The organism is Hyphococcus luteus (assembly GCF_002943565.1).
In the GTDB taxonomy this organism is placed as follows: domain Bacteria; phylum Pseudomonadota; class Alphaproteobacteria; order Caulobacterales; family Parvularculaceae; genus Hyphococcus; species Hyphococcus luteus.
Genome location: NZ_PJCH01000016.1, coordinates 117254 through 137127, shown reverse-complemented (window position 1 = coordinate 137127; position 19874 = coordinate 117254). Strand labels below are relative to the sequence as shown.

19 protein-coding genes are annotated in these 19874 nt (G+C 59.7%); 7 read left to right on the top strand and 12 right to left on the bottom strand.

The window, feature by feature from the left end; all coding sequences use genetic code 11:
- Positions 1-21: 21 nt before the first annotated feature.
- The 3 genes from CW354_RS20450 to CW354_RS20440 all read left to right on the top strand — a co-directional run bounded on the left by CW354_RS20450 (position 22) and on the right by CW354_RS20440 (position 1910).
- Complete coding sequence (locus tag CW354_RS20450; protein WP_165793877.1) at positions 22-549, top strand: VOC family protein; 528 nt, start codon at positions 22-24, stop codon at positions 547-549.
- 96 nt (positions 550-645) lie between these two features.
- The gene (locus CW354_RS20445; RefSeq protein ID WP_165793876.1) at positions 646-1518 is read left to right on the top strand and encodes a fumarylacetoacetate hydrolase family protein; all 873 of its coding nucleotides are present in this window, start codon (positions 646-648) and stop codon (positions 1516-1518) included.
- 14 nt (positions 1519-1532) lie between these two features.
- Complete coding sequence (locus CW354_RS20440) at positions 1533-1910, top strand: carboxymuconolactone decarboxylase family protein (protein WP_104831953.1); 378 nt, start codon at positions 1533-1535, stop codon at positions 1908-1910.
- A gap of 57 nt (positions 1911-1967) precedes the next feature.
- Here CW354_RS20440 and CW354_RS20435 read toward each other — a convergent pair whose 3' ends face one another.
- A complete protein-coding gene (locus CW354_RS20435) occupies positions 1968-2573 on the bottom strand; it encodes a TetR/AcrR family transcriptional regulator (protein ID WP_104831952.1) in 606 nt (201 codons plus the stop codon).
- 92 nt (positions 2574-2665) lie between these two features.
- On the opposite strand from CW354_RS20435, the gene CW354_RS20430 reads away from it, so the two are divergent.
- The 3 genes from CW354_RS20430 (at position 2666) to CW354_RS20420 (ending at position 5820) form a co-directional block, all read left to right on the top strand.
- Complete coding sequence (locus CW354_RS20430; RefSeq protein ID WP_133162401.1) at positions 2666-3100, top strand: hypothetical protein; 435 nt, start codon at positions 2666-2668, stop codon at positions 3098-3100.
- A 265-nt stretch (positions 3101-3365) separates the two neighbouring features.
- On the top strand, positions 3366-4202 hold the full coding sequence (locus CW354_RS20425; RefSeq protein WP_133162400.1) for a type 1 periplasmic-binding domain-containing protein: 837 nt from the start codon (positions 3366-3368) through the stop codon (positions 4200-4202).
- A gap of 73 nt (positions 4203-4275) precedes the next feature.
- Positions 4276-5820, top strand: coding sequence for a sensor histidine kinase (locus tag CW354_RS20420; RefSeq protein ID WP_165793875.1), 1545 nt, complete (start codon positions 4276-4278; stop codon positions 5818-5820).
- On the opposite strand, the gene CW354_RS20415 is transcribed toward CW354_RS20420, so the two are convergent.
- Genes CW354_RS20415 through CW354_RS20400 form a run of 4 tightly spaced genes read right to left on the bottom strand, consistent with a single transcriptional unit; the run spans position 5817 to position 10602 of the window.
- Entirely contained in the window at positions 5817-7130 is a 1314-nt protein-coding gene (locus CW354_RS20415; protein WP_104831948.1) for a cytochrome P450, read from the bottom strand. The genes CW354_RS20420 and CW354_RS20415 overlap by 4 nt on opposite strands.
- A gap of 17 nt (positions 7131-7147) precedes the next feature.
- Positions 7148-9232 (bottom strand): TonB-dependent receptor plug domain-containing protein, encoded by a 2085-nt coding sequence (locus CW354_RS20410; protein ID WP_104831947.1) that lies wholly within the window; start codon positions 9230-9232, stop codon positions 7148-7150.
- Between the two features lie 24 nt (positions 9233-9256).
- The gene (locus CW354_RS20405) at positions 9257-10198 is read right to left on the bottom strand and encodes a response regulator (RefSeq protein ID WP_165793874.1); all 942 of its coding nucleotides are present in this window, start codon (positions 10196-10198) and stop codon (positions 9257-9259) included.
- An 8-nt stretch (positions 10199-10206) separates the two neighbouring features.
- Positions 10207-10602: a helix-turn-helix domain-containing protein gene (locus tag CW354_RS20400; RefSeq protein WP_165793873.1), complete on the bottom strand. Its 396-nt coding sequence runs from the start codon at positions 10600-10602 to the stop codon at positions 10207-10209.
- Positions 10603-10782: 180 nt separating this feature from the next.
- Here CW354_RS20400 and CW354_RS20395 point away from each other — a divergent pair, with 180 nt between their 5' ends.
- Positions 10783-11787: a hypothetical protein gene (locus CW354_RS20395; RefSeq protein ID WP_133162399.1), complete on the top strand. Its 1005-nt coding sequence runs from the start codon at positions 10783-10785 to the stop codon at positions 11785-11787.
- A 104-nt stretch (positions 11788-11891) separates the two neighbouring features.
- On the opposite strand, the gene CW354_RS20390 is transcribed toward CW354_RS20395, so the two are convergent.
- From CW354_RS20390 to CW354_RS20355, 7 genes are all read right to left on the bottom strand, one after another.
- A complete protein-coding gene (locus CW354_RS20390; RefSeq protein WP_104831943.1) occupies positions 11892-14186 on the bottom strand; it encodes an SNF2-related protein in 2295 nt (764 codons plus the stop codon).
- Between the two features lie 172 nt (positions 14187-14358).
- A complete protein-coding gene (locus CW354_RS20385; protein ID WP_104831942.1) occupies positions 14359-14838 on the bottom strand; it encodes a hypothetical protein in 480 nt (159 codons plus the stop codon).
- A gap of 486 nt (positions 14839-15324) precedes the next feature.
- Positions 15325-15942 carry a DUF3275 family protein gene (locus CW354_RS20380; protein WP_104831941.1) on the bottom strand — a complete coding sequence of 206 codons (618 nt, stop codon included), beginning with the start codon at positions 15940-15942 and terminating at the stop codon, positions 15325-15327.
- A gap of 77 nt (positions 15943-16019) precedes the next feature.
- Positions 16020-16541 carry a DUF3577 domain-containing protein gene (locus CW354_RS20375; RefSeq protein ID WP_104831940.1) on the bottom strand — a complete coding sequence of 174 codons (522 nt, stop codon included), beginning with the start codon at positions 16539-16541 and terminating at the stop codon, positions 16020-16022.
- Positions 16542-17194: 653 nt separating this feature from the next.
- Positions 17195-17596, bottom strand: coding sequence for a single-stranded DNA-binding protein (locus CW354_RS20370; RefSeq protein WP_104831939.1), 402 nt, complete (start codon positions 17594-17596; stop codon positions 17195-17197).
- 755 nt (positions 17597-18351) lie between these two features.
- Positions 18352-19179 (bottom strand): PFL_4669 family integrating conjugative element protein, encoded by an 828-nt coding sequence (locus CW354_RS20360; RefSeq protein ID WP_104831937.1) that lies wholly within the window; start codon positions 19177-19179, stop codon positions 18352-18354.
- Between the two features lie 99 nt (positions 19180-19278).
- Positions 19279-19854, bottom strand: coding sequence for an STY4526/YPO1902 family pathogenicity island replication protein (locus CW354_RS20355; protein WP_165793872.1), 576 nt, complete (start codon positions 19852-19854; stop codon positions 19279-19281).
- Positions 19855-19874: the final 20 nt, after the last annotated feature.

Below are 19874 nucleotides of genomic sequence, written 5' to 3'. Positions count from 1 at the left end.
GAGTCAGGAAAAGAAAAGCCAATGCTCGAGCATCTCGGACTCAATGTCTATGACCTGAAAACGATGGTGGATTTTTATTCGCGGATCATGGGTTTGCGGGTAACAGATCGGGGAATGATGTCGCGCATCAATGCCGAGATTGTTTTCATGAGTTCCGATCCGGAAGTGCATCATCAACTCGTTCTGGCGAGCGGGAGACCAGAAGCCGCGCGTCCTGGCGCCATCAACCAGATTTCGTTCCGGGTCAGGTCGCTCAGCGGACTGAAAGAGATTCTTCACCGTCTCGACTCGGAAGGAATAGAAACACTCGACAGAATGGATCATGGCAATGCGTGGTCAATATATTTCAAGGACCCGGAAGAGAACGTGATTGAGGTCTATGCGAAATCACCATGGCATGTGCCACAGCCTTGCCGCTTTGACCTCGACCTCGATAAATCTGACGATGAAATCATAGCGATTACAGCGAAAAGGGTGAAAGAAACGCCCGGTTATATGCCGGCGGAAAAGCGCGAAGCTGAAATGCGCCAGCGTATGGCGCGCGCCTGACAGGGCGCAAGGTAGGATCAAGGCGATACAGAAGAAGGTGGTATGAAACTAGCGCTTATAGAAGCTCAAGGACTTGGGATTATTCGCGACGATGTCGTGATCGACGCGTCGGCGGCGGTGGCGCCCGATGCAGAAAGGACAAGCCAAGAACTCATTGAAGCCGTCATCGAAGACTTCGATGCGCTCTCCGCGCCTTTGAGGGAACTTGAGCAAAACGGAGAGGGCAGGCCCTTGTCGGAGGCGCGCCTTCTCGCACCGGTTCCTAAACCCGGCAAGATCGTCGCGATGGGCGCCAATTACCTTGAAGGGACTGACGGACCGCCCTTGCCGATATGGTCGTTTTTTAAGTCGCCTCAAGCGATCCTTGGCCCCGGCGGCACGGTCGCGCTGCCTCCCGCGGATGCCCGGGTGTTCCATCATGAGCCCGAACTTGTCTTGGTCATCGGGCGCAAATGCAGGAATGTCGCCCCGGCCGATGCGCTCGACTATGTGTTCGGTTACACGGTCGGCATTGATGTGTCGGGGCGGTTTCCAGTTTTGCAGCAGTCACTCTTCAATAAGTCTCACGATACATTTGCGCCGATCGGCCCCTGGATCGTCACAGCCGACGAAATCGACGACCCGCAGAATCTGCGTGTTCGGTTGTGGGTCGACGGTCAGCCCCGGCACGATTTCTCAACCAGCGATATGGGACATGGAATCCGGGAATGCATCGCCTTTATCAGTTCAGTGACGCCGTTGCTTCCGGGCGACCTCGTCTTCACGGGAACCAATCACCAAGGCATCGGTCCGATACAGGATGGCGAGACTGTGACTGTCGAAATCGAAAAGATTGGCCGGCTCGTCGTAAACGTGAGTGATCCGTTAGAACGCCGCTGGCCGAAACGGATCGACGACGAAATGCCTGCCCGCATCCGGCGAATGATCAAGGAAGGCACGCCGCCCGGCGGCATCTCGGCGCATCGCTGATTGGAGGCGAACGCATGGACAACCACATCTTCAATAAGGGACGAAAAATCCGGGAAGAATTGCTGGGCGAGGACTACGTCCGCAAGGCGCTCGATGAGGCTAGCGATTTCGACAGGGATTTTCAGGAATATATCACTGAATGCGGATGGGGGCGTATTTGGGGGCGCGACGGCCTTACACGCAAACAGCGCAGTCTGCTCAATCTCGGAATGTTGACCTGCATGGGCCGGCTGCCCGAACTGGAGCTTCACGTACGCGTTGCCCTGCGCAACGGACTGACCAAAGAGGAAATCAAGGAGGTTTTCATCCACGTGGCGGGATATTGCGGCATTCCCGCTGCGCTCGAAGGACAAAAAGTTGCACGCGACGTCATCGAGAAAGCTGGCGTCTGACAGGACCGCCCCTCAGGCTTTGGCTAAGTCTCTTTCCCGGATTGTTACTGACAGCCCTCAATCGTCGAAGAAAACGCCCTCGACTATCCGCCAGTATTCCTGTCTGGTCTTCGGCGAATCGACTTTTCTTTTTGTAACAAATTCAATTTCTGAAGCCAAGCTCGAAAGAACAGCCGATACGCCGATCAGCATATAAGAAAACAAGACAGGATCGCCTTTCGGAAGCTGCCCGCGGATTTGACAGTCTTTGATGCACTTCGACTGTAGTTCGATGATGGGGACGACATGCTTCTTGATGGCTCTTCGGCCTTGCGGCCCCATGCGCGCGCTTGCCTGGATCATGAAGCGGTGGAACGCCTTGTTCTCCATATCATATTCGAAGAAGGTTTTGACGATTTCCTTGAGAATCGTGCGGCTCTCGACCGTTTTCGAAATACCTTCAATTCGCTTTGCGAGCTCGCCAACGCAGCGTTCTGCGACCGCATTCCAGAGTCCTTCCTTATTGCCAAAATGATAGTCGATGATCGGGTGTTTGGCTCCGCTTGCGGCGGCGATGCTGCGGATGGTTGCGCCCTCATATCCTTTCGCGGCGAATTCGGTCAAAGCGGCAGCCAATATGCGCTCCCGCATTCGTGCCGCGCGCGGGGAGATTTTGGTGTTCATCAGCTGACCTTTCGCTACTATTCTTTTTGATCCGTTGACGGCTTGAGCACTCTTCAACCCTAAAATCGTTCGCGAGCGAAGCGAAGACGGAAGTGAACTCTGATTTTGTTTTTATTCATGATCGAACGACAGTGTACAATCTGCACGTGATTGATGATGTTCTCAAGGTGATGGCGAAACAGGCCTTCCGCGTTGTCGTCGACTGGTTCCTTCGGTCCCAGCCCATCGCTCCCTCACGTCGAAATAATCGCCAAAAAGGGCTCGCGATAAGCAAGCTTTCGAACCCAAAACCCGCAAAATCCTGCAATCTCGAACACGGCACAGCCGACCGGGCTTTTGAGAATCAAACGCCGGCGCGTTCGTCACAAAGGACCAGCAAACCGCGCCGCCTAATCGGCCTCATCACAATTTCCGGCCATAGTTCGCTCGAAGGCCTTATACTCCTCGACCGCCTGGCTTTCTTCACGCGGCGGCGCATAAAGGACGGAGATCGGCGATTGCTAGATTACACCAGTCAGGGGCTTTAGGCTGCCGCAAGCGGCTGGCATTCTGCGGATTTTGAAGCAGGGTCCCTCGTGAATTCCCCGCCAATTTGTGCGATGCTAAACGCAAAACTGGGAAGCCGGGCTATTGCGCCCGGGGCGGCGAATGGCGAAGCGGCGCGGGATTGAGGGTAAAGGGACGAGGAGCGGCCTGATCAGCCGCCGATCGCTGCTTGGCGCCGCGGCGATGGCCTTCGCAGCGAGCCCGGCTCCTGGGCAGTCCGCTCCGTCGGCGCGGCGTCGCATCGGCGTGATTTACGCGCATTCGGACCGCTTTGCGCCGATCCTCGACGCCACCCTTTCAGGTCTTGCCGCGGCGGCGCCCTCTTGGGAATTCGATCTCAAGCGATTGCGGCCTGGCATTACGGCGGCCGAGATCGAGGGATGGTTCGATGGCCCCGTTTCCGGCTGGATCCTCCTGGGGACGGAAGCGAAAGACATCGTCAAAGGCGTTCGGATCCGAAAGCCTGCGGTGACGGGGCTTCAATATATATCGCCGGTCGATGAGATCGCCGATGGCGGGGTGTCCCTCGATTTTGATCCGGAAGACGTGCTGCCGGAACTGGCCGCGCTGCTTCCGCGTCATAATCGCATCCATGCGCTTTACGTTGACGGCCGCGACGACTGGATCATCGAGCGTCTGCGCCGGGCGAGCGCGATGCGCGCGTATTCCGTGCTCCCGGCGGCCGCCGGCAGCCTCAGCGAGGCAACCGATCACTTCAGCGGAGTATTGCGCTACGGCAATCCGGCGACTGACATCATATGGGTGCTGGGCGGATCGGGACTCCTTACCGGCGACACGGCGGGGCATCTCTTTCAACAGGCGTATAACGGGCGGTTTCCCGTTTTCACGAACCGCAGGGCGTGGGTGAATGAAGGCGCCTTTCTTGGCGGCGAGCCGGATTTTCACGCGCACGGCGCACAAATCTCAAGACTGCTCGACAAAATCCTGGCGACCGGCAAGCGGCGATTTGAAACGACGTCCAGGATTTCCTTCGTCATGAATGTCCGCGTCGCCCGCCGCGTGGGCGTCGATGTCAGCCAGGCCGTCCGGGACAGGATGGGAGCGCTCGTCGCCGATGATTAAGCGCTTGTCGATATCGCGTTTATCGTTCCGGACGAAGGCCCTTTTCGTCAGCTTTGCCCTGCAGTGCCTTTTCGTGGCGGTGTTCGCGAGCGCTGTCCTGTACATCATCGCCGACCGCGGCGCGACGGTGCTTAAGGAAAATCTCGCCGCAGCGACGGCCGGATACGCCAGAAACGCCGCCTTTGTTTTCATTGGGAGCCTTGAATCGAACCGGCGCGATTTTCTGGAAGCGGCGCGCGGAAGCCCCAGCATCGAGACCGCGTTTCTCGCCACGACGGATTTCGAAATTCTCGCCATATCGACTGAAGACTGGCGCGAGAGGATCGAGGAAATCCCGCGCTCTCCTCAATCGTCGGCGGCGCCTTTTGTTGAGGAGTATGCGGATTACTGGATCTTCTTCGAACCCGTCTTCGCTGTCGACGACAGCGCATGCGGCGTATTGGGAGACGGAATCGACGAATGCGCGGCCCCTCGGGAGCTGCTCGGATATTTGGGGGTGGTCGGCAGCAAGGATCTCATATCTTCGCTGTTCCGCCAGACCGCGTTGATCGTCGTGGTCGCGGCGATCGTGCTATTGGCGCACATATACTGGGCGACGAACTGGCTCAGCGACCGATTATACGGACCCATGCTCCAGCTTGCCGATCGAACACGGCAGACAGCCGATCGCGGCTATCGCGAGAAGCTGGAGTTTTCAGGGCCCCCGGAGGTCGAAAATATCGCGGAAGCCATCAATCACCTGATCGGCCGGGCCGCGCAAACGGCGGATCAACTGCAACAAATGGTCGCCGACAAGACGAGGGAAGAGCGTGAGGCGCGGGAAGAGGCGGAAGCCGCGCGCGCTTTCGCCGAACGCGTGAAGGAATGGCGAACGGACCTGATGGCGGTCAACACGCACGAACTCTTAACGCCGCTTCGGATCCTGATCGGCGAGCTTGACCGGGCGCTCGCCGAATTGCGCTTTCTCGAGCCCGGACGGACCAGGGAAACATTGTCGAAGCGGCTGCAGCAGATGCGCGCGCCCATCAGACGCATCGAAGAGATCGTCGAGCAAGTGAATATCGCCATGCGCATCGAGGAGGGAAGGATCGATGTTCGGCCGAGCGAAGGGAAGATCGAAGACGTAATGGAGCGCCTTCAGAGCCTCTATTCGGAGGAGGCGAGCCGCCGCGGCAACAAATTTAACGTTCGTTGCGAGGTCGAAGAATCGATCGTCACGGATTTTCGCATGCTGGAAACGATCTTGTCGAACCTTGTCTCGAATGCGTGCAAGTTCACAAGCAACGGCGCCATAAAATTAAGCGCACATAGTGACGGCGATATGCTCGACATTATCTGCGCTGATACGGGGATAGGGATTCCCGAGGATAAAAAGGCGCTCATTTTCGAGCCGCTTTATCAGGCGGACATGTCGTCAAGGCGCGTTTCGGACGGATTGGGTCTCGGGCTTTCGATCGTCAAGGGCTACGTGGACAAGCTGAGCGGCAAGATCGACGTGGAAAGCCGAAGCGGGGCGGGCTCAAAAATATCCATTCGCCTGCCGATTGAATTCGCCTCCGTTGAGGAAGCTTCTGAAAGCGCATCGGGAATTGACGATATCGACCGCGATGCTCGCTAGGCGGCGCGCGAAAATTTGACGCGGATGTCCGGATCCGGCGCCAGGGTCACCGCCGCCTTGGCGCGGATCGGCGCGTCATCGGCGCGTTTCATGTCGAAGTGCGCGCAAAGCTCGGCGACGATCAGCGTCAGTTCAAGCTCGGCGAGCGACGCGCCGACGCATTTCCGTCTTCCGTGTCCAAACGGGATGAAAGCGCAGGGGTGGCGGCCGCCGGCGTTTTCGGACTTGAACCGGTCGGGATCGAATGTGTCAGGCGCGCTCCAGTAAGCCGGGTTGCGATGGACATTGCTGACCGCGATCGGCGCGATCGTTCCGGTTGGCGCATCAAGCCCCTCCAGCACATCGTCAGCCGCGAACTCGCGATCGATCGCGTAGGCGACGGGACGAAGGCGAAGGGACTCGCGCACAACATTCAATGTCGTTTTCAATGCTTTAAGATCGACGTCGTCGCGATCGAATAATCCCGCGAGGCGCGCCTCGGTGCGTATGCGTTCGGTCAAGGCGGGGTTTTCGCACAAAAAGTATATAGTCCAGGCGAGCGCGCGGGCGGTCGTATCCTGACCCGCGTAGAATAGGACCGTGATCTGGTCCTTGATTTCCTGCTGGCGAGTTTCGGATTGTGGGACTGCCCGAATGATCGCGGCAGCGAGACTTTGATCAGTGTCTTCGAGGTCGCGATCAAGAAGTTCGTCGATGAACCGGCCGATTGACGCTACCGCCCTTTTTAGTCGCCGGCTTCCGGGCGTCGGAATGGATTGCAGGGGCCCACGCAGGACGCTGTTGCGGATGAACGCGCCGAAGAGACAATCGTTGACCGTCTGCAGATCGGCCATCAGCGCGTCGAGCCGGTCGCGGGGAAAGAGATCGCCGAAGAGGATGCGGCCCATGATCCGCTGGATGAGGAGGCGCGCTTCCTTGCCGGCCTCGAAACAATGATCCGCCGGCGCGGCGCCGATGCGCGCGCACAGGCCCCTTGTTTCATCGGCGATGACCGGGATGTGACGGACGATCGACTTCGGAGCCAGGAGAGCGTTGAGATAGGCGCGCTGCCGGGCCCAGACCTCGCCTTCGGCGATGAGGACGCTTTCACCGAAGACAATTCCCATCATTTTCGTATAGCGGGATTTGCGGACCTTCGTTTCCGGCGCCATCAGCAAGGTTTTTGCGTCTTCCGCGTCCGAAAGAAGAAGGCCTTTTTGTGGACCCATAAAAAACGGCGCCCGGGGTCCGTAGCGCGCGAAAAGGCGCGCGAATGTCCCGGTGACGTCCGCGAAAAGTTCCGGAATGTCTCCCAGCAGCGGCCAGCGCATGCGTATGTCCTTCGATCCTAAAATGACTTCGACAGGCTGCCGATGATGGAACGTCCTTCTCTCGGAAAATCGCCGGGCGCTAGAAGATAAGACGTCGTCGGATCAGCGTATTCTACGTCGAAGATATTCTTGATGGCGAGGTTCGCCTCCAGTCCCTGAAGCTGCGGCGGACGCCAGGCTAAACGCAAGTCGGTCCGGATGTAGTCGTCAAGCGGCGGGCGCGGGTCGCCGAACGCTCTGGCGCGCTCGCCCACATAGGATGCGATCAGATTCGCCCGGAACCCCTCGGAAGGCTTGAACTCAAGGTCGGCGAAAGCGGAATGGGCCGGCGCATCGGCGTAGCGCATACCCGTATCGCGCATCGTCACGCGCTGGTAAGCGTAGTGGCCTTTGAGACTGAGGCTTGCAAGAGGCGAAATGCTGAAAGTCGCCTCGACGCCTTTCCCTTCGAAACCGGTAGTGTTGTCGAAGGTCGGCACGGTCGGCGTATTGATGACCGCGATCGCATCCTCGGACTTGAAATAAAACCCGCTCACCGATGCTGAGAATTCGTCGGCGAAGCGATGCGAGATCTCGACCTCATAGGTGTCGATGGTCTCGGGCTCGAGATCCGGATTGCCGGCGATGAGCGCGCCGGGATTGGTGCGATACTCGAGGAATGTGGGCGCCCGGAACGCCGCGCCGTAGAGAAGCTTTACGGTCGTCGCCAGCGACGGGGCCCAGACGAGGGAGGCGCGCGGATTGAGCGTGCCGCCAAACACAGAGTAGTGATCGAAACGCAAACCCGCCGTCAGCGTCAGCTCGGGCGACAGCCGCCATTCGTCCTGGACCGAAACAAACCCGATGGTTCGTTTGGAGCCGGAACTGTTGGGAAGCTGGCCGAGCGACAGAACGTCGACAATGTCGGGCGATGCCGCGGGTATAAGGCCTGAAGGCGAGATAACGAAGTTGCGCCGGTCGAGGATATCGTAGCCGCGCTGATGGACGCCGCCGGCGCCGAAGCGGATCGTGTGCGCGCCGACATCGCGAACCGCGGCGGCCTCGAGCCGCGCATCGATCGACTCGTAATCGAACTGGTTGCGCAGATCGAACGGGATGAGCGCAAAGGTTGCAGGGGACAGCGCACCGGCGGGCGCGACCAGAGTTCTCGCCGAAAGATTATTCCACAGGACGCGACCATTGACGTCGAGCCGCGTTTCGCCGGCGCGCGTGCGAAATCCGAATCCTCCGGAAACGAGATGGTTGTTGAATTCATGGAAGTCGTCGACGTGAAACGTGCTGGCGTAGGCCGAGCCCGTATTGAAAAAACCGTCATAGGAAGCGAAAATGGTCAGCGAATCGTTCGGCTTTAAATTGAGGCGGGCGGCGATTTCAGAGCGGTCGGTGCGCAATCGCCCGGGCGCGCCGGACGCCGTCGTTCCAAAGATCGTATCCGCGAGGCTTTGTGCGTCAGCAAGGCCAATCTGATCGGGATCGCCCCCTGTTCGTCGTCCCTGCAAGGTCAGGGCGGCGCGTGCGCCACCGACGTCGAAAGTCTTGAGCGCATAGCCACCTATCGTGCCGAAATTGCCGCCGAAAACTCCGAGTTCCGACAACTGTTCGCGCACGGCGCCTTTGGTGATGATATTGACGACCCCGGTATAGGCATCCGCGCCGAAAACCGAGGAGCCCGGCCCGCGAATGATTTCCACCCGCTCGATCGCCGGGGTCAACATGTTCCAGGCGATCGGGCGGCCGCCGGCGACGGGATCGGAGATCGGCGACCCATCAATCATGATGAGGACTTGCGGGTTCAGTTCGTTGTAGACGCCCCGGAAGGTAAAGACCGGATCATTGACGCGGTTCTTTTGCACGACGACCCCGGCCGCGCGCTGCATGATTTCATCGAAGCTGATCGCCCCGAGCGCCTCGATCTCGTCGCGGGTAATCGTCTCGACGACGCCGGGCGCGAGGCGTTCCGGCCGATCGTATCCGGTGGCGAGTTCCGTCTTCGGACCGAAAAACGCGTCGAGGTCGCTGGATGGAGCACGGCCTTCCTGCGCCTCAGCGCCCGCCATAAGTGCAAAACAACTCATAACGACGCTGCACATAACTAATCGCATTCGACTTCTCCCTCCAAAGCATGGTCATTCATCATCGATGGTCAGATCGTCGTCTGTCGGCGGCGCAGCATTGCGGACGAGCGCGCCTTTCAACCGCTCCGCCGCGAACGCCGCGCGGCCGACGCCGAGATCACGGCGCGCGGCGTTAATCGCGCGCACGAGCCGTCCTGTCGCGCTCGCTTCGTTGGCGGCGGCTTTCGAAGCACGGGCGATCGCGTATTCGAGGACGAGGTCGCGCAGTTCGCGCTCGAGTGTCGAAAGCGGCATGTTCTTCGACAGGAACCGCGTGATGCCCGCCTTTGTCAGTGCAATATGATTGCGCGGCGTATCGTGGGCCGTGAGAATCACGATCGGCGTCTCGGGGTTAATCGCCCTCAATTCGCGGGCGACGCCCTCGCCGTCGCGAAAAGGCATGCTGTAGTCAGATACGACGATGTCCGGTTTCTCGGAGGTGAAAATCGAGCCTGCCGTTTCGGGGCTGCTTGTGGTCACGACACGGAACGACTGCTCAAGATGCTCCGCGAGCAGCGACAAATATTGATCATTGTCATCGATGAGAAGCAGGAGCGGCCGCGGGCGGTCGTTGATCGCGGCTTCAATCGCCTGCGGCGCTGCGCCGAGATCGGACCGTTTTAATCCCTTGACGAAATATCGCTGCGCGACCTCCTCGAGGCCGTCGATTGCGAGGTCTGCAACAAGAACAATGGGCAGATTCGGCGCGCATAAGTCGCCCGAGCGGATGAGGCTGATAAGCCCCTGATAGATAAGACCATGAAACTGTTCGGATATCAGGAGCGCGTCGTATCGCTCCGATTCAAGGCGATGGAGTAAATCGTCGTCCGACGCTGCGCTGATCATGCGAACGCCCGGACGCGAGCGCAATTGCTCGGCGATCGCTGCGGCCATCGGTGCTTCGTCGACCGCGATCAGAACGTCTGCGACCAGATCCTTCGATTGATCCTTCATGCCGCGACTCATAAGGAAGCCGCGGCGCGACGGTGCGGAGCGGTAGCCGGCTCATCAGCTGAATACTCGCCGTCAGGAAGATTAAGTTCACTGATGATGTTCTTGAGCGATTGGGGATAGCCAAGAAAGTGGCGCGCTGTGCTGTGAGTTTCGTTCCGGCGCGCTTCCGCCGCGAGGCGTTGATGCAGCCACAAAATGAGTTGATCGCCAGGATCGTCGCTTTCAATGCGCTCGACATTGTCGTCCATCAACATGAACGCCAGCAACAGCGTATTGAGGGACGAATTTGACACGCGGCCCAGAGCCCGAAGGCGCTCGGCGGAGAGCGGCGTTTGGCCGGACTCGATGCGCCCATATTGCGCCGGTGACACGCCCATTTCGCTGGCCGCAACCTTGCGCTCCACGCGGAAAAGCTCCCGCCAAAGCTCGAGGAAATTGTGAAAATCGCTCAAACCGGAGGTTCCCCAATTTCGATCAGCGATGAGAGCATGCCACGATATTATGCGTTCGTAAACGCAAAACTTGACTCAAAGTGAAGATGTGGCAAACTGACCTCAACGATCGCCGCCCGACCGGCGATTCGAATGAGGCATATGACGCGCGGTCACGCCAGAACGGTCGCAATAGCAACACATCCCCGTGTCGACGCGAGCGATCTCGCGCCGCTCATCCATGCAGATGACGGCGACATTGTCACTGTGTCGCCGAAAGTGTTCCTTGCCTGTTCATTCCTGAACGCGGCGCAGGGGAAGTTAAAGAAGGCGGATCGCGCGTTTTGGTCCGATATGGCGACCCGGCGCGGAAAACTCCGCCGGCAAACGGCGTTTGCAGCTGTAGGGATTGTTGGCGGCGAGGCATATATTCTGGATGGCGCAAAACGCGCCCGCGCCTGGCGGGAAGGGTTGTCGAAGGCGCCCGACGAGCTTTATGTCACCGTCCATCAATTGATGAGTCTGGCGCAAGCCGAAACGATCGCCGCAGCCTATCAGGCGTCACAACGGGTTGAAAGAAGCGCCGACGCCGTTAAAGGCGCTTATGATGCGTTCGACATGAAAATGACGAGCCATCGTCTTGCGCGCGGCGCAATCGGCAGTGCTATCTATCTCGCCTTTCGCGGCTCGGTCTTCGAAGACGATAATCATCCTACGGCCGCGCCGATCAATCTTCGCGAAGCGGTCGGCCTCATCAAAGGAGAACTCGTTTTTCTGGACAAGCTCGGCTGTTCGTCTCGGACATTCTATTCGGGTATACTCGCCATGGCGATCATTGCGCTCGCAGTCGATCCTGACGCGAAAGAATTTATCGAGCGCATTGCGGCCAAACGTGGAAACAAGGTCGACGGCATGATGGACCCGGCGGAAAGCGTGCTCCACTTGGCCCTGATCACCGAACTTAAAGAGCCCGGCCGCGGCGCCGCTTACCAGGCCGAACTTTTCTCACGGGCGCTGCGCGGATTTGATAAATGGCGAAACGCAAAGAAAATGCCGGCGCGCGCCTATACCAAAGGCGTCCTGACGGCGATCGATCCGGAACCGTTCGTTCGCGAATTCCGCGCCGTCAAGGGAATTGAGGACAGGATCGACTTATAGTGCGCCGAAACGCTTATTGCGCCCTCCATTCAAACTGCGGTCAGCATTACGTTTGAGATCGATGAAATACAAAAGCCCCCTGACCAAAGGCCAGGGGGCTTTTGCTACGCCGCCAGTTTCTTGGCGAGCGCGATTTCAACGGAATCGGTCGACTGGTTCAGGACGTCAAGGCCCGTCTCCGGCATCGAGCCGCTCGTCGACTGCGCGACGGAGATTTTCTCGGCCATGAGGCTGAGGCATTCCGTCTGCGCCGTATTCGCATAGCCGAGGAAATAAACATCCACCGGCTCTTTCTGGCCGATCCGCCAGGACCGGCGCGAGGCTTGCATGAGCGTGAAGACAGAATATCCCGTCTGCATAAAGACGAGTGTCGGGAATTCCAGCAAATCAAGCCCTGTCTTGACGAGCTCGGGATTGGCGATGAGGACGTCGATCCCGCGCTCTACCTGGTCGGCGATCCAGTCTTCACGCTCCTCGGTCGGCACGGACGACCGCAGCACCGCGACTTTCAGCCCAGCGTCCTGCAGGATGCGTTTCAGCCGGGGTCCGAGATCGTGCTTGCCGGTGTAGATTGTGTAGACAAGAGACCGCCGGCCTTTCGCCTTTTCCTGTTTGCAGAGCTGCACCAGCTTTTCTTCCTTGGGCGAGAGTTCGTCCGCGGAAAAATCCGGCGCCGCGAAGTCGATCCGCATGCGCGAGCGGGGATGGATGACCTCCTCCGCCCGAAACCCCGTATCGGGGCGCCGCAACAGGACGCTCAGGACAAGCCCTAAGAGCGTGTTGTCGCCGCGTGCGAGCGCGGCGCGAAGCTCCGTCGTCAGGCTGTCGGCGAGACGTCGGTAGGACGCCTCCTGGTGCGCCGCCATCGGCACTTCGACATAGTGCTCGCGATAGGGCGGCAAAATGTCGCCGCCGATATCGGTGAGCTTCAGGAAGACCGTAAAGGGCAGAACGAAACGGGTGACGCCCTTGGGGCCGAATCCGGGCGCCCGCTTGACGGTAGAAGAGCGGCTTTTGGCCCGCGAGGTCTTGAACGACGCGCTCTCATGTTCGCGGATGACCTCTTTCAGGATGCCATGCTCGCGCATGAACTGCGTCGCCGCCGTTCCGAGCGTGTTGCGGGCGTTGTACGTGAAGCCGTCCTCGATCATCCGTTGCGGGAGCAGCCGGAACAGAAGGTAGAAAAGGTCGTCCGCATAACCGCCCATAAGCGTGCCGGTGAGCAGAATGACCTTGGTCGATATGAGCGCGAGCACCGTCATGGCCTCGGCCTGGGCCGAGCCTTCGGCCTTGTATTCGTGGCCTTCGTCCACGAGACACAGCCCGAAGGTGCCTTTGGGCAGGAAGCGCTTGATGAACTCGCTCGGTTGATAAGAGCCCTGGCCGAAGGAGAACTCCATCCGCCCGAAGGCGCGTTCAAGACGCGCCGCCTGGCGGTCCGAGAACACAAGCTCGCCGTCGTCGTCCATCAGGTTGATGAACTCATAGACATTGTCGGCGAGGAGCGCCGCGAGCTGTTCGTGCCCGAATATGCTCACGAGCTTATCGGCAGTCTTCTCGCCGATTGTCGGCAGCTTCTTCAACGCCGCGACCACGCTGGCGCGCGGATCGGCGGCCTCTTTGTCGCGGTGCTGCAGCGTCCACAAGGGGTCGCCGCAATGCACGCAAAACCGTCGCGAAGCCGCGTTATAGTCGTCGAACTTCACAGGAACGCGTTCGCCGTCGGGCATTTGCTCCCGGACGATCGTGCCGCACCCCGAGCAGCCGGCGTAGGTTTGCGTGACCCATTTGGTTTTGGGTTTCGCGTTTTCTTGCGGAATCGCGACTTTCAAATGCCGGCGGACGGGCGCGACGGCGTGGCGCCAATGAAAGCCCATCCGCATGCGGACGCGGCCGAGAATGTAGAAGGCCGGAACCGCAGGCCTTACGCCGGAACGGATCGTTTCCTGCAATTTGAAAAGCTTCACCAGCGTGTCGGGGCCGTTGAGCACCCACACTTCAGCGTTCGGGACGGTCATCAGGATTTCGCGGCGCCATTTGTAGACGAGGTGCGGCGGGCTCAGGACAAGCGTGCGCCTAACGCCCTCTTCATGGAGCGCCGCCGCGGCGGATATCCCCATGATCGTCTTTCCGGTTCCCATGTCGGCGTTGAGGATTGCGGCCTTTTCGCCCTGATCCTGCAAAAGCGCGAGCAGCGCCTGAACGCAATCGGCCTGCTCCGGGTAGGGTGAACGCGCAAGGTTTTCCAAAACGTTCGCGCGCCTGGGGCAGGGGGCTTCATAAATCGGCGGGTGCTGGTCTGAGACGGCCTCGAGGAGGCTGTCGCCGAAATCGTCAAGAAACGCCGCCAACGGATAGGCGGCCTCCGTCTCTACCGACGGATCGAGTTCGTCGAACATTGCTGCATCTCCTTGGTTGGCGAATGGGAGATGCGACTGTCCCGTCCGGGGGTTTTCGCGAAATCCCATCCGGGTTGGACATGAACGGACAAGGCTTCGCGCCTTGCGGACCTCCCGCCCCGTTCGAGCCAGGTCCTTTGGCCGCCGGCGGCGCCGGCGATGACAAGCGAAGCTACTTCGCCGCCAATCTTTTGGTCCTGTCGCTTTTCGCCGGCTCAGCCGTAGAGCGATCGCGCGCAGGAAACGGGATGACCTCACAGACCCTCCGTACAGAGAGCGGCGGTGCGACCGTGCGATAATCGCCGCGCATCAGCGCCATATAATAGGCGGCGCGATCGAGATAGGAGACGCGGCCTGCGATCGCGTCCAAGGGCGTGACGCAGGATAGCGGCAGGCCGCGTTCATTCTGTCCGATGACGGCCATACGGCCGGGAACCGGCAAAGAGACGCCAGGCAGCAGGACATAGTGCTCGGCGATTGCGTGCGCCTTCTCGTCAATGACGACGACGTCGCCGTTCTCCAATTTGCAGAACGGCATGACTCGCCGCGCGTGGAGAAGAACGCGCAGGAAATTGCGCCGCATATTCGGCGCATCGGGCAAGGCGGCTTCCGTCACTGTTCGACGGTCGGGCCATATATAGATGATAGTCATGGGTCACAGCTCCTTCTTGGGGTTATGCGCGGAAACAAGGCGCGCGGGCGAAGAGCCCCCTCGCGACGCCTTCTGCAGCGGCGTTAAATGAAAGTGAGCGACGCCGCTGGAGAAGGCTCGCCCGGACGGCGAGCCGGTTGGGTTGAAGCGGGAAAACCCCGAGCGCTTGAAAGAATCCGCGCCGCCTCAAACGTCAGCAGGCGGAGCAGGCCGGTGGAGTGCGCCCCAGGAGAACGCGTCGCAAATCCCTCGCGAGTCTCGCGACATCCATCCTCACGGTCATATCTCAGGGGATCGAAGACCGAGTACACGGGTGCTGGGGTGAATCCAACTAAGGGGCCGCGCCGATAAGGCCGGCGGGCAAGCCTTTGCGGTTGAGAAGGCCGGGTCCATGTCGTCCCGCCTTCGAAAAGGATCCGGCAATGGCGTTCCCGGGTTCTTGTCGAAGGCCGCGGGGTCGCCCCCGCGAACCTTGCTGCGTCGCGATCATTCGGCAATCAATCGCCAGATTTGATCTTTCGACTGGAATCGATAGCCGAGTTGCTTGAGGACGTCCCGCTGGCGCCGGAATACGGCGCGATCAACGGTCGCGTCCAGCTTGACGGTCTCGCCAAGCGGCCATAACGGTCCGAAGAGGTCGGCGCGGCTCAAACCCGATGCGTCTCGCGCATCCGTTTCGCCCGCAGCGGGCTTCTCCGCCGGCTGGCTGGCGACTTTCCGCTTCAGAAGGCTTTTCGGCTTGTCGTCGCCGATGGCTTCTGCGCCGGAAACGTCTTCGTCTTCTTCGATGGGGTCTGTCTCTGAGACGCCCACAGGCGCGTCATCCGGGAGCGAAGCCTCATCGAACAGCGTCATTGCGTCGAGACGGGCGCGCAGTTCAATGATGTAACCGCCGCCGGCGACGCGCCGTTCGGCCTGGAAGACGTTGCCAAGCTCGAAGGCGCCCTCATAGGCGCCTTCCTCATACTGATCGATGATTTTGTCCTTGATGCAGAATTCGCCGAACGGGCAGACGAGCTTGCCCACGTTGAACCGGCCGAACTGCCCATGGATGGACTTCACAAAAAGCGTGCCCTCTACGAGCACTGTGTTGCGTGTCGTCATAAGATGCTCTCCAATGAAAAGCGCCCTGAACTTTGAAAAGTCCAGGGCGCGATAGGGTTCAAACAGGAAGAGAGAATTTAGGCCGCGTCGCGATTTTCGTCCGCGCTTGTCTCTTCTTCCGCAGTCGTCTCCGCCTGATAGACGGTTTCATAATCGCCGCTATCGGACTCTTTGACTTTCACCCAGGAGAGCCTGAGCAACCGCGTTTTCAGGGAAACGCGGTTTTCGCCGGCGGCGGCGCCCTTTTTCGGCTGATAGATTTCGGGCCGCACGCCGCCGCAGGTAAAGCCGACAAGAACTTTCACGTCCTTGTCGTTGATTCCGGCCTCCAGCTCTTTAGCCAGCTGTTTCGCCGTCTCGCCGACCACGATGGCGTCGAAATACCGATAGTCCGGATTGTTCTTGTCGCCTTCCATGGCGGCGATCTGCACCGCGAGGTAGGCGTCGCCCTTGCGCGCGCGCTTGGGTTCAACCGTGCGCAGGCGATTCAGATATCCGATGCCTCGGATATACAGGTCGAAATATCCCCGCTCGTCGTTATCGGATGATGGGGAGTTTGCGGATGCCTGATTGTTCGATTTGAACTTCGTCAAAGTCATGGGACACGTGTCCTTTTCTATGGTTGGAAAAGAGGGGGTGCGTGTCCCTTGCGGGCGCGACGCACCCGCTGGGTCAAAATGAACGGACGGCTGAAGAGCCGCGGACCTGTTTCACCGTTCGCACCAGGTCTTTAAAACATCGACTGCGTCGATGGCGCCGGGCCGCGAGGCTCCAAACACGAAGATAAATATCGACGACATCACGCGCATCGTCAAGCTTCATTTAAAGGAGATTTGTTTTTCTATGGCGGCGACTCATGCAAGACAATGAATGATAATCTCTGTGCTGTATTTAACTGCAATAAGCGCAGCGGCCGTCACGACAATGGCGGCAATCGGCTCCAAGTTCATGCGGTGAATTGTTCCGTACGCCTCCGCAGAAATGACACGTGCGCGAGCCGCGGCAGTATGCGCAGAACTCGGCTTCCCGGCGCTCGGCCGCCTGGGCTTCGCGATGCTCCTGCAGCGCGGCGTGTCGCTCCTCGCGGCGTTCGGCGCGTCTTTCGGGCGTGACAGTGAACGCCCGCCGCAATAATCCGAACATATCCCGTCTCCTGAAGCGGAGCGGCGCGATGTTCGAACGATCGCGCCGATGAGGTTGGGCCGGTTCTGGAATCCATGAAGGCTCCAAAAAACGGCGGCTTGTCCCCGGATCAGGCGGCGTCGCGCGCACTGTCGTCCTCGGCGTCCGAGGCTTTCGGCGCCATCTCGATGGATTTAACGCCCACGAGCTCCAGGCTGACGGCATCGGCGCGAATGGCGTAGTTTTCATATTCTTCGCCGTCTTTTTCGCGCTTTTTGCAGATTTCCGTCCCTTGAACGGCGATCAGCATGCCTTTGCGAATGTGCTGGGCGACGCGTTTGCCGAGGCCTTCGCGCCAGATTTCGATATCGCGCCAGAACCCGTATTTGTCTTCATATCCGTCTTCGGATTTGACGGAGCCATCGAAATAAACGCGGAAACGGACAAGGGGGCTGGCGTCCTCGCCGGTTCCGATGGTGAGTTGCTCAGGGTTGGTGCCGACCCTGCCGACGGCGGCGAATTTCACGGACATGTCATCCTCCTGACTGAAACGATTGGGTCACAGACAGTGAGGCTAGGAGAGACGACTGTGCAGCGCCAGCGACATCGCCGACGCGCTGGCGCCGAGTTCGGCAAGCCAAAGACGTTGGCGCGAGGCGTCGAGCGCCAGCCAGCAAATAGGTTGCGACAACGCCGGCGCAGGTGGGGGGACGGACTATTTTGTCGAAGTGATCGGATGGATCGCCGGCAGCCATGTCGAAACACAAACACTGAATCAGGAACTGCGCCATCTTCCGGATCCTTTCCCTCGCTATCCTTTGCGCAAGCGCGGCGCGGCGAACGAGGCCCGAGGCCGCTTTTGCAAAAGTTATCCCGGGATAACTTTTTGGTCGCGGAGGCTGCGCCATGGCGCCGGCGAAAACTTATCCCGGGATAACATGTCCGGCGCGACGTTGCGCCTGTAATCGAGGAATGGGATTGCCAAAGTCCGAGGAGATGATCCGGCTGGGACAAATCCTGAGCCTGAACCCAAGCCGATCCTTTGGCCCCTTCTCCGCCCCCTTACCCTTAAAGGAAGAATGCGCCATCACACGGCCGGTTCAGGCTGCGGCGCGGACGCCGTCTCGGCCGCCGGACGATTGCGCCACATCTTCGAGAAGTTATCCCGGGATAACTTTTCAGGCGGACTGCGCTGTTGGTCGGCGAGAACTTATCCCGGGATAACTTGCCCGGGGAGGCTGCGCCGTGGGGACGGCAAAAACTTATCCCGGGATAACTTTTGGGGGCTTATTCCGCAGCGGCGATGCTGGCGGCGCCGTCGTCCGATGAAGGGTCATTCGCGTCGGCGGCGTCTTCCTGGGCGTCGCCCTGATCATCCTCTGTCTTTTCAGATGCGCCGTCGGCGCTGCGCCAGTTGCCATAGGCCGGTTCGACGGACCGCAACAGGATCGCTTCGGGCACCGCGCCATGCGCCTCGATGGCGCGCTGGGCCCGCGCATTCGGCTGCGGCAGGAAGTCGGCGCGCGTGGTTCCCGTGAAACGGTATTTTGCGGGGATCGCGAACAGGCGCCGGACGCGCGCGAAAATCTCGTTCTGGGTCTTCTCCGTATAACTGCGTTTGACGAGCGCATAGTGGTTGGCGCCAAGAAGCTTGGTCATCAAGCGATCGGCCTGCAGCACGATATGGCAGGCTTTGAAGCTGTAGGGAGAAAAGAACGAAACTTCTTCGGTCGCCGGCTTTTTCGAAAGATGCAGCGCGACGTCGAAGCCCGTAGCGTTGCCGAGGAGATCATCGAGCTTGCGTTCGAGCGCGTCATAGTCCGTTTCGATTTCCGCAAACTCCGTATCGATCCGCACAAAATGCCAATCCGCATAAGGATCGCCCGCCATGGAGCCGGTCTGCAGCTGTTTGGCGAGGTTGCCGAAACCGTAAACGCCGGGGATCGGCGGCTTGGGTTCGCCGTTCTTGTAGAACTCGCCTTTGCGCCGGCCCTTGAACAGTCGCTGGGCCTGGCGCGTATGCAGCGTGATCCTGGTGACGCCGGCGAGGGCGCCGGGTTCATCGCCGGCCGGCTTGTTGGCGTTCGCCGCGCTCTCTGGTTTAGGGCCGGTCACACATCGCCTCCATGTACATAGTCAAGAGCAGACTATGGCTGCCGGGCGCGCATCCGCGCGAGCGGGATCGGCGACGGGATGCGAACGATTTCGGGCCGGTCAGGCGACGTGATAGGCGTCGATGCCATAGGCCAGCACCGGCTCCATCTCCTTCCAGACCACCCGGACGTCGGCGCGGCAGCGCTCGGCGATGTCGAGAATGGTCTCGGCCGTGATGTCGCCCTCGTGCTCGGCAATGTGATTATAGATCGCCACGTTCTCATCCGGCCTGGCGCGCGGGGTGCGGCCCATCTGGCATTTCTTGCCGGCGAAATCGCAGAGCTTTTTATATTGGCGCGTGCTGATGTGAAAGAAATACGCCATCATATTGTACGGGGCTTCCGCTGAAACGCAGCGCATAACGAGCTCCTCCGTCTTCCTGGCGTTTTCAACGGCCGACAGCCAGGCGTCGAAGGCGGGGGCGTCTATTTGCACGGCGACCGGCGCGCCGGCGAGATCGGCATTGGCGAGGAGGTCCTGAGCCGTCAATTTCGTAAGTCTTGCGATCTGATCTTCCGTTATCCCGATCTGCCGGATGGCCTGCGTGTCGCGATCGGCGCACGCTTTCACGATGTAGAGAATCGCGGCCTGGACGAGATGGCTGTCCTTGGCTCTGGCGGAAGGGATAGCGGTCATCGGTTGCTCCTGGTGCTGAC

Bases quoted from the DNA above. Each gene is read 5' to 3' on its own strand.
- CW354_RS20450 (WP_165793877.1), top strand. From the start codon at position 22: ATGCTCGAGCATCTCGGACTCAATGTCTATGACCTGAAAACGATGGTG.
- CW354_RS20440 (WP_104831953.1), top strand. From the start codon at position 1,533: ATGGACAACCACATCTTCAATAAGGGACGAAAAATCCGGGAAGAATTG.
- CW354_RS20435 (WP_104831952.1), bottom strand. From the start codon at position 2,573: ATGAACACCAAAATCTCCCCGCGCGCGGCACGAATGCGGGAGCGCATA.
- CW354_RS20415 (WP_104831948.1), bottom strand. From the start codon at position 7,130: ATGCGCTGGCCGCTGCTGGGAGACATTCCGGAACTTTTCGCGGACGTC.
- CW354_RS20410 (WP_104831947.1), bottom strand. From the start codon at position 9,232: ATGCGATTAGTTATGTGCAGCGTCGTTATGAGTTGTTTTGCACTTATG.
- CW354_RS20405 (WP_165793874.1), bottom strand. From the start codon at position 10,198: ATGAAGGATCAATCGAAGGATCTGGTCGCAGACGTTCTGATCGCGGTC.
- CW354_RS20395 (WP_133162399.1), top strand. From the start codon at position 10,783: ATGAGGCATATGACGCGCGGTCACGCCAGAACGGTCGCAATAGCAACA.
- CW354_RS20390 (WP_104831943.1), bottom strand. From the start codon at position 14,186: ATGTTCGACGAACTCGATCCGTCGGTAGAGACGGAGGCCGCCTATCCG.
- CW354_RS20385 (WP_104831942.1), bottom strand. From the start codon at position 14,838: ATGACTATCATCTATATATGGCCCGACCGTCGAACAGTGACGGAAGCC.
- CW354_RS20380 (WP_104831941.1), bottom strand. From the start codon at position 15,942: ATGACGACACGCAACACAGTGCTCGTAGAGGGCACGCTTTTTGTGAAG.
- CW354_RS20375 (WP_104831940.1), bottom strand. From the start codon at position 16,541: ATGACTTTGACGAAGTTCAAATCGAACAATCAGGCATCCGCAAACTCC.
- CW354_RS20370 (WP_104831939.1), bottom strand. From the start codon at position 17,596: ATGTCCGTGAAATTCGCCGCCGTCGGCAGGGTCGGCACCAACCCTGAG.
- CW354_RS20355 (WP_165793872.1), bottom strand. From the start codon at position 19,854: ATGACCGCTATCCCTTCCGCCAGAGCCAAGGACAGCCATCTCGTCCAG.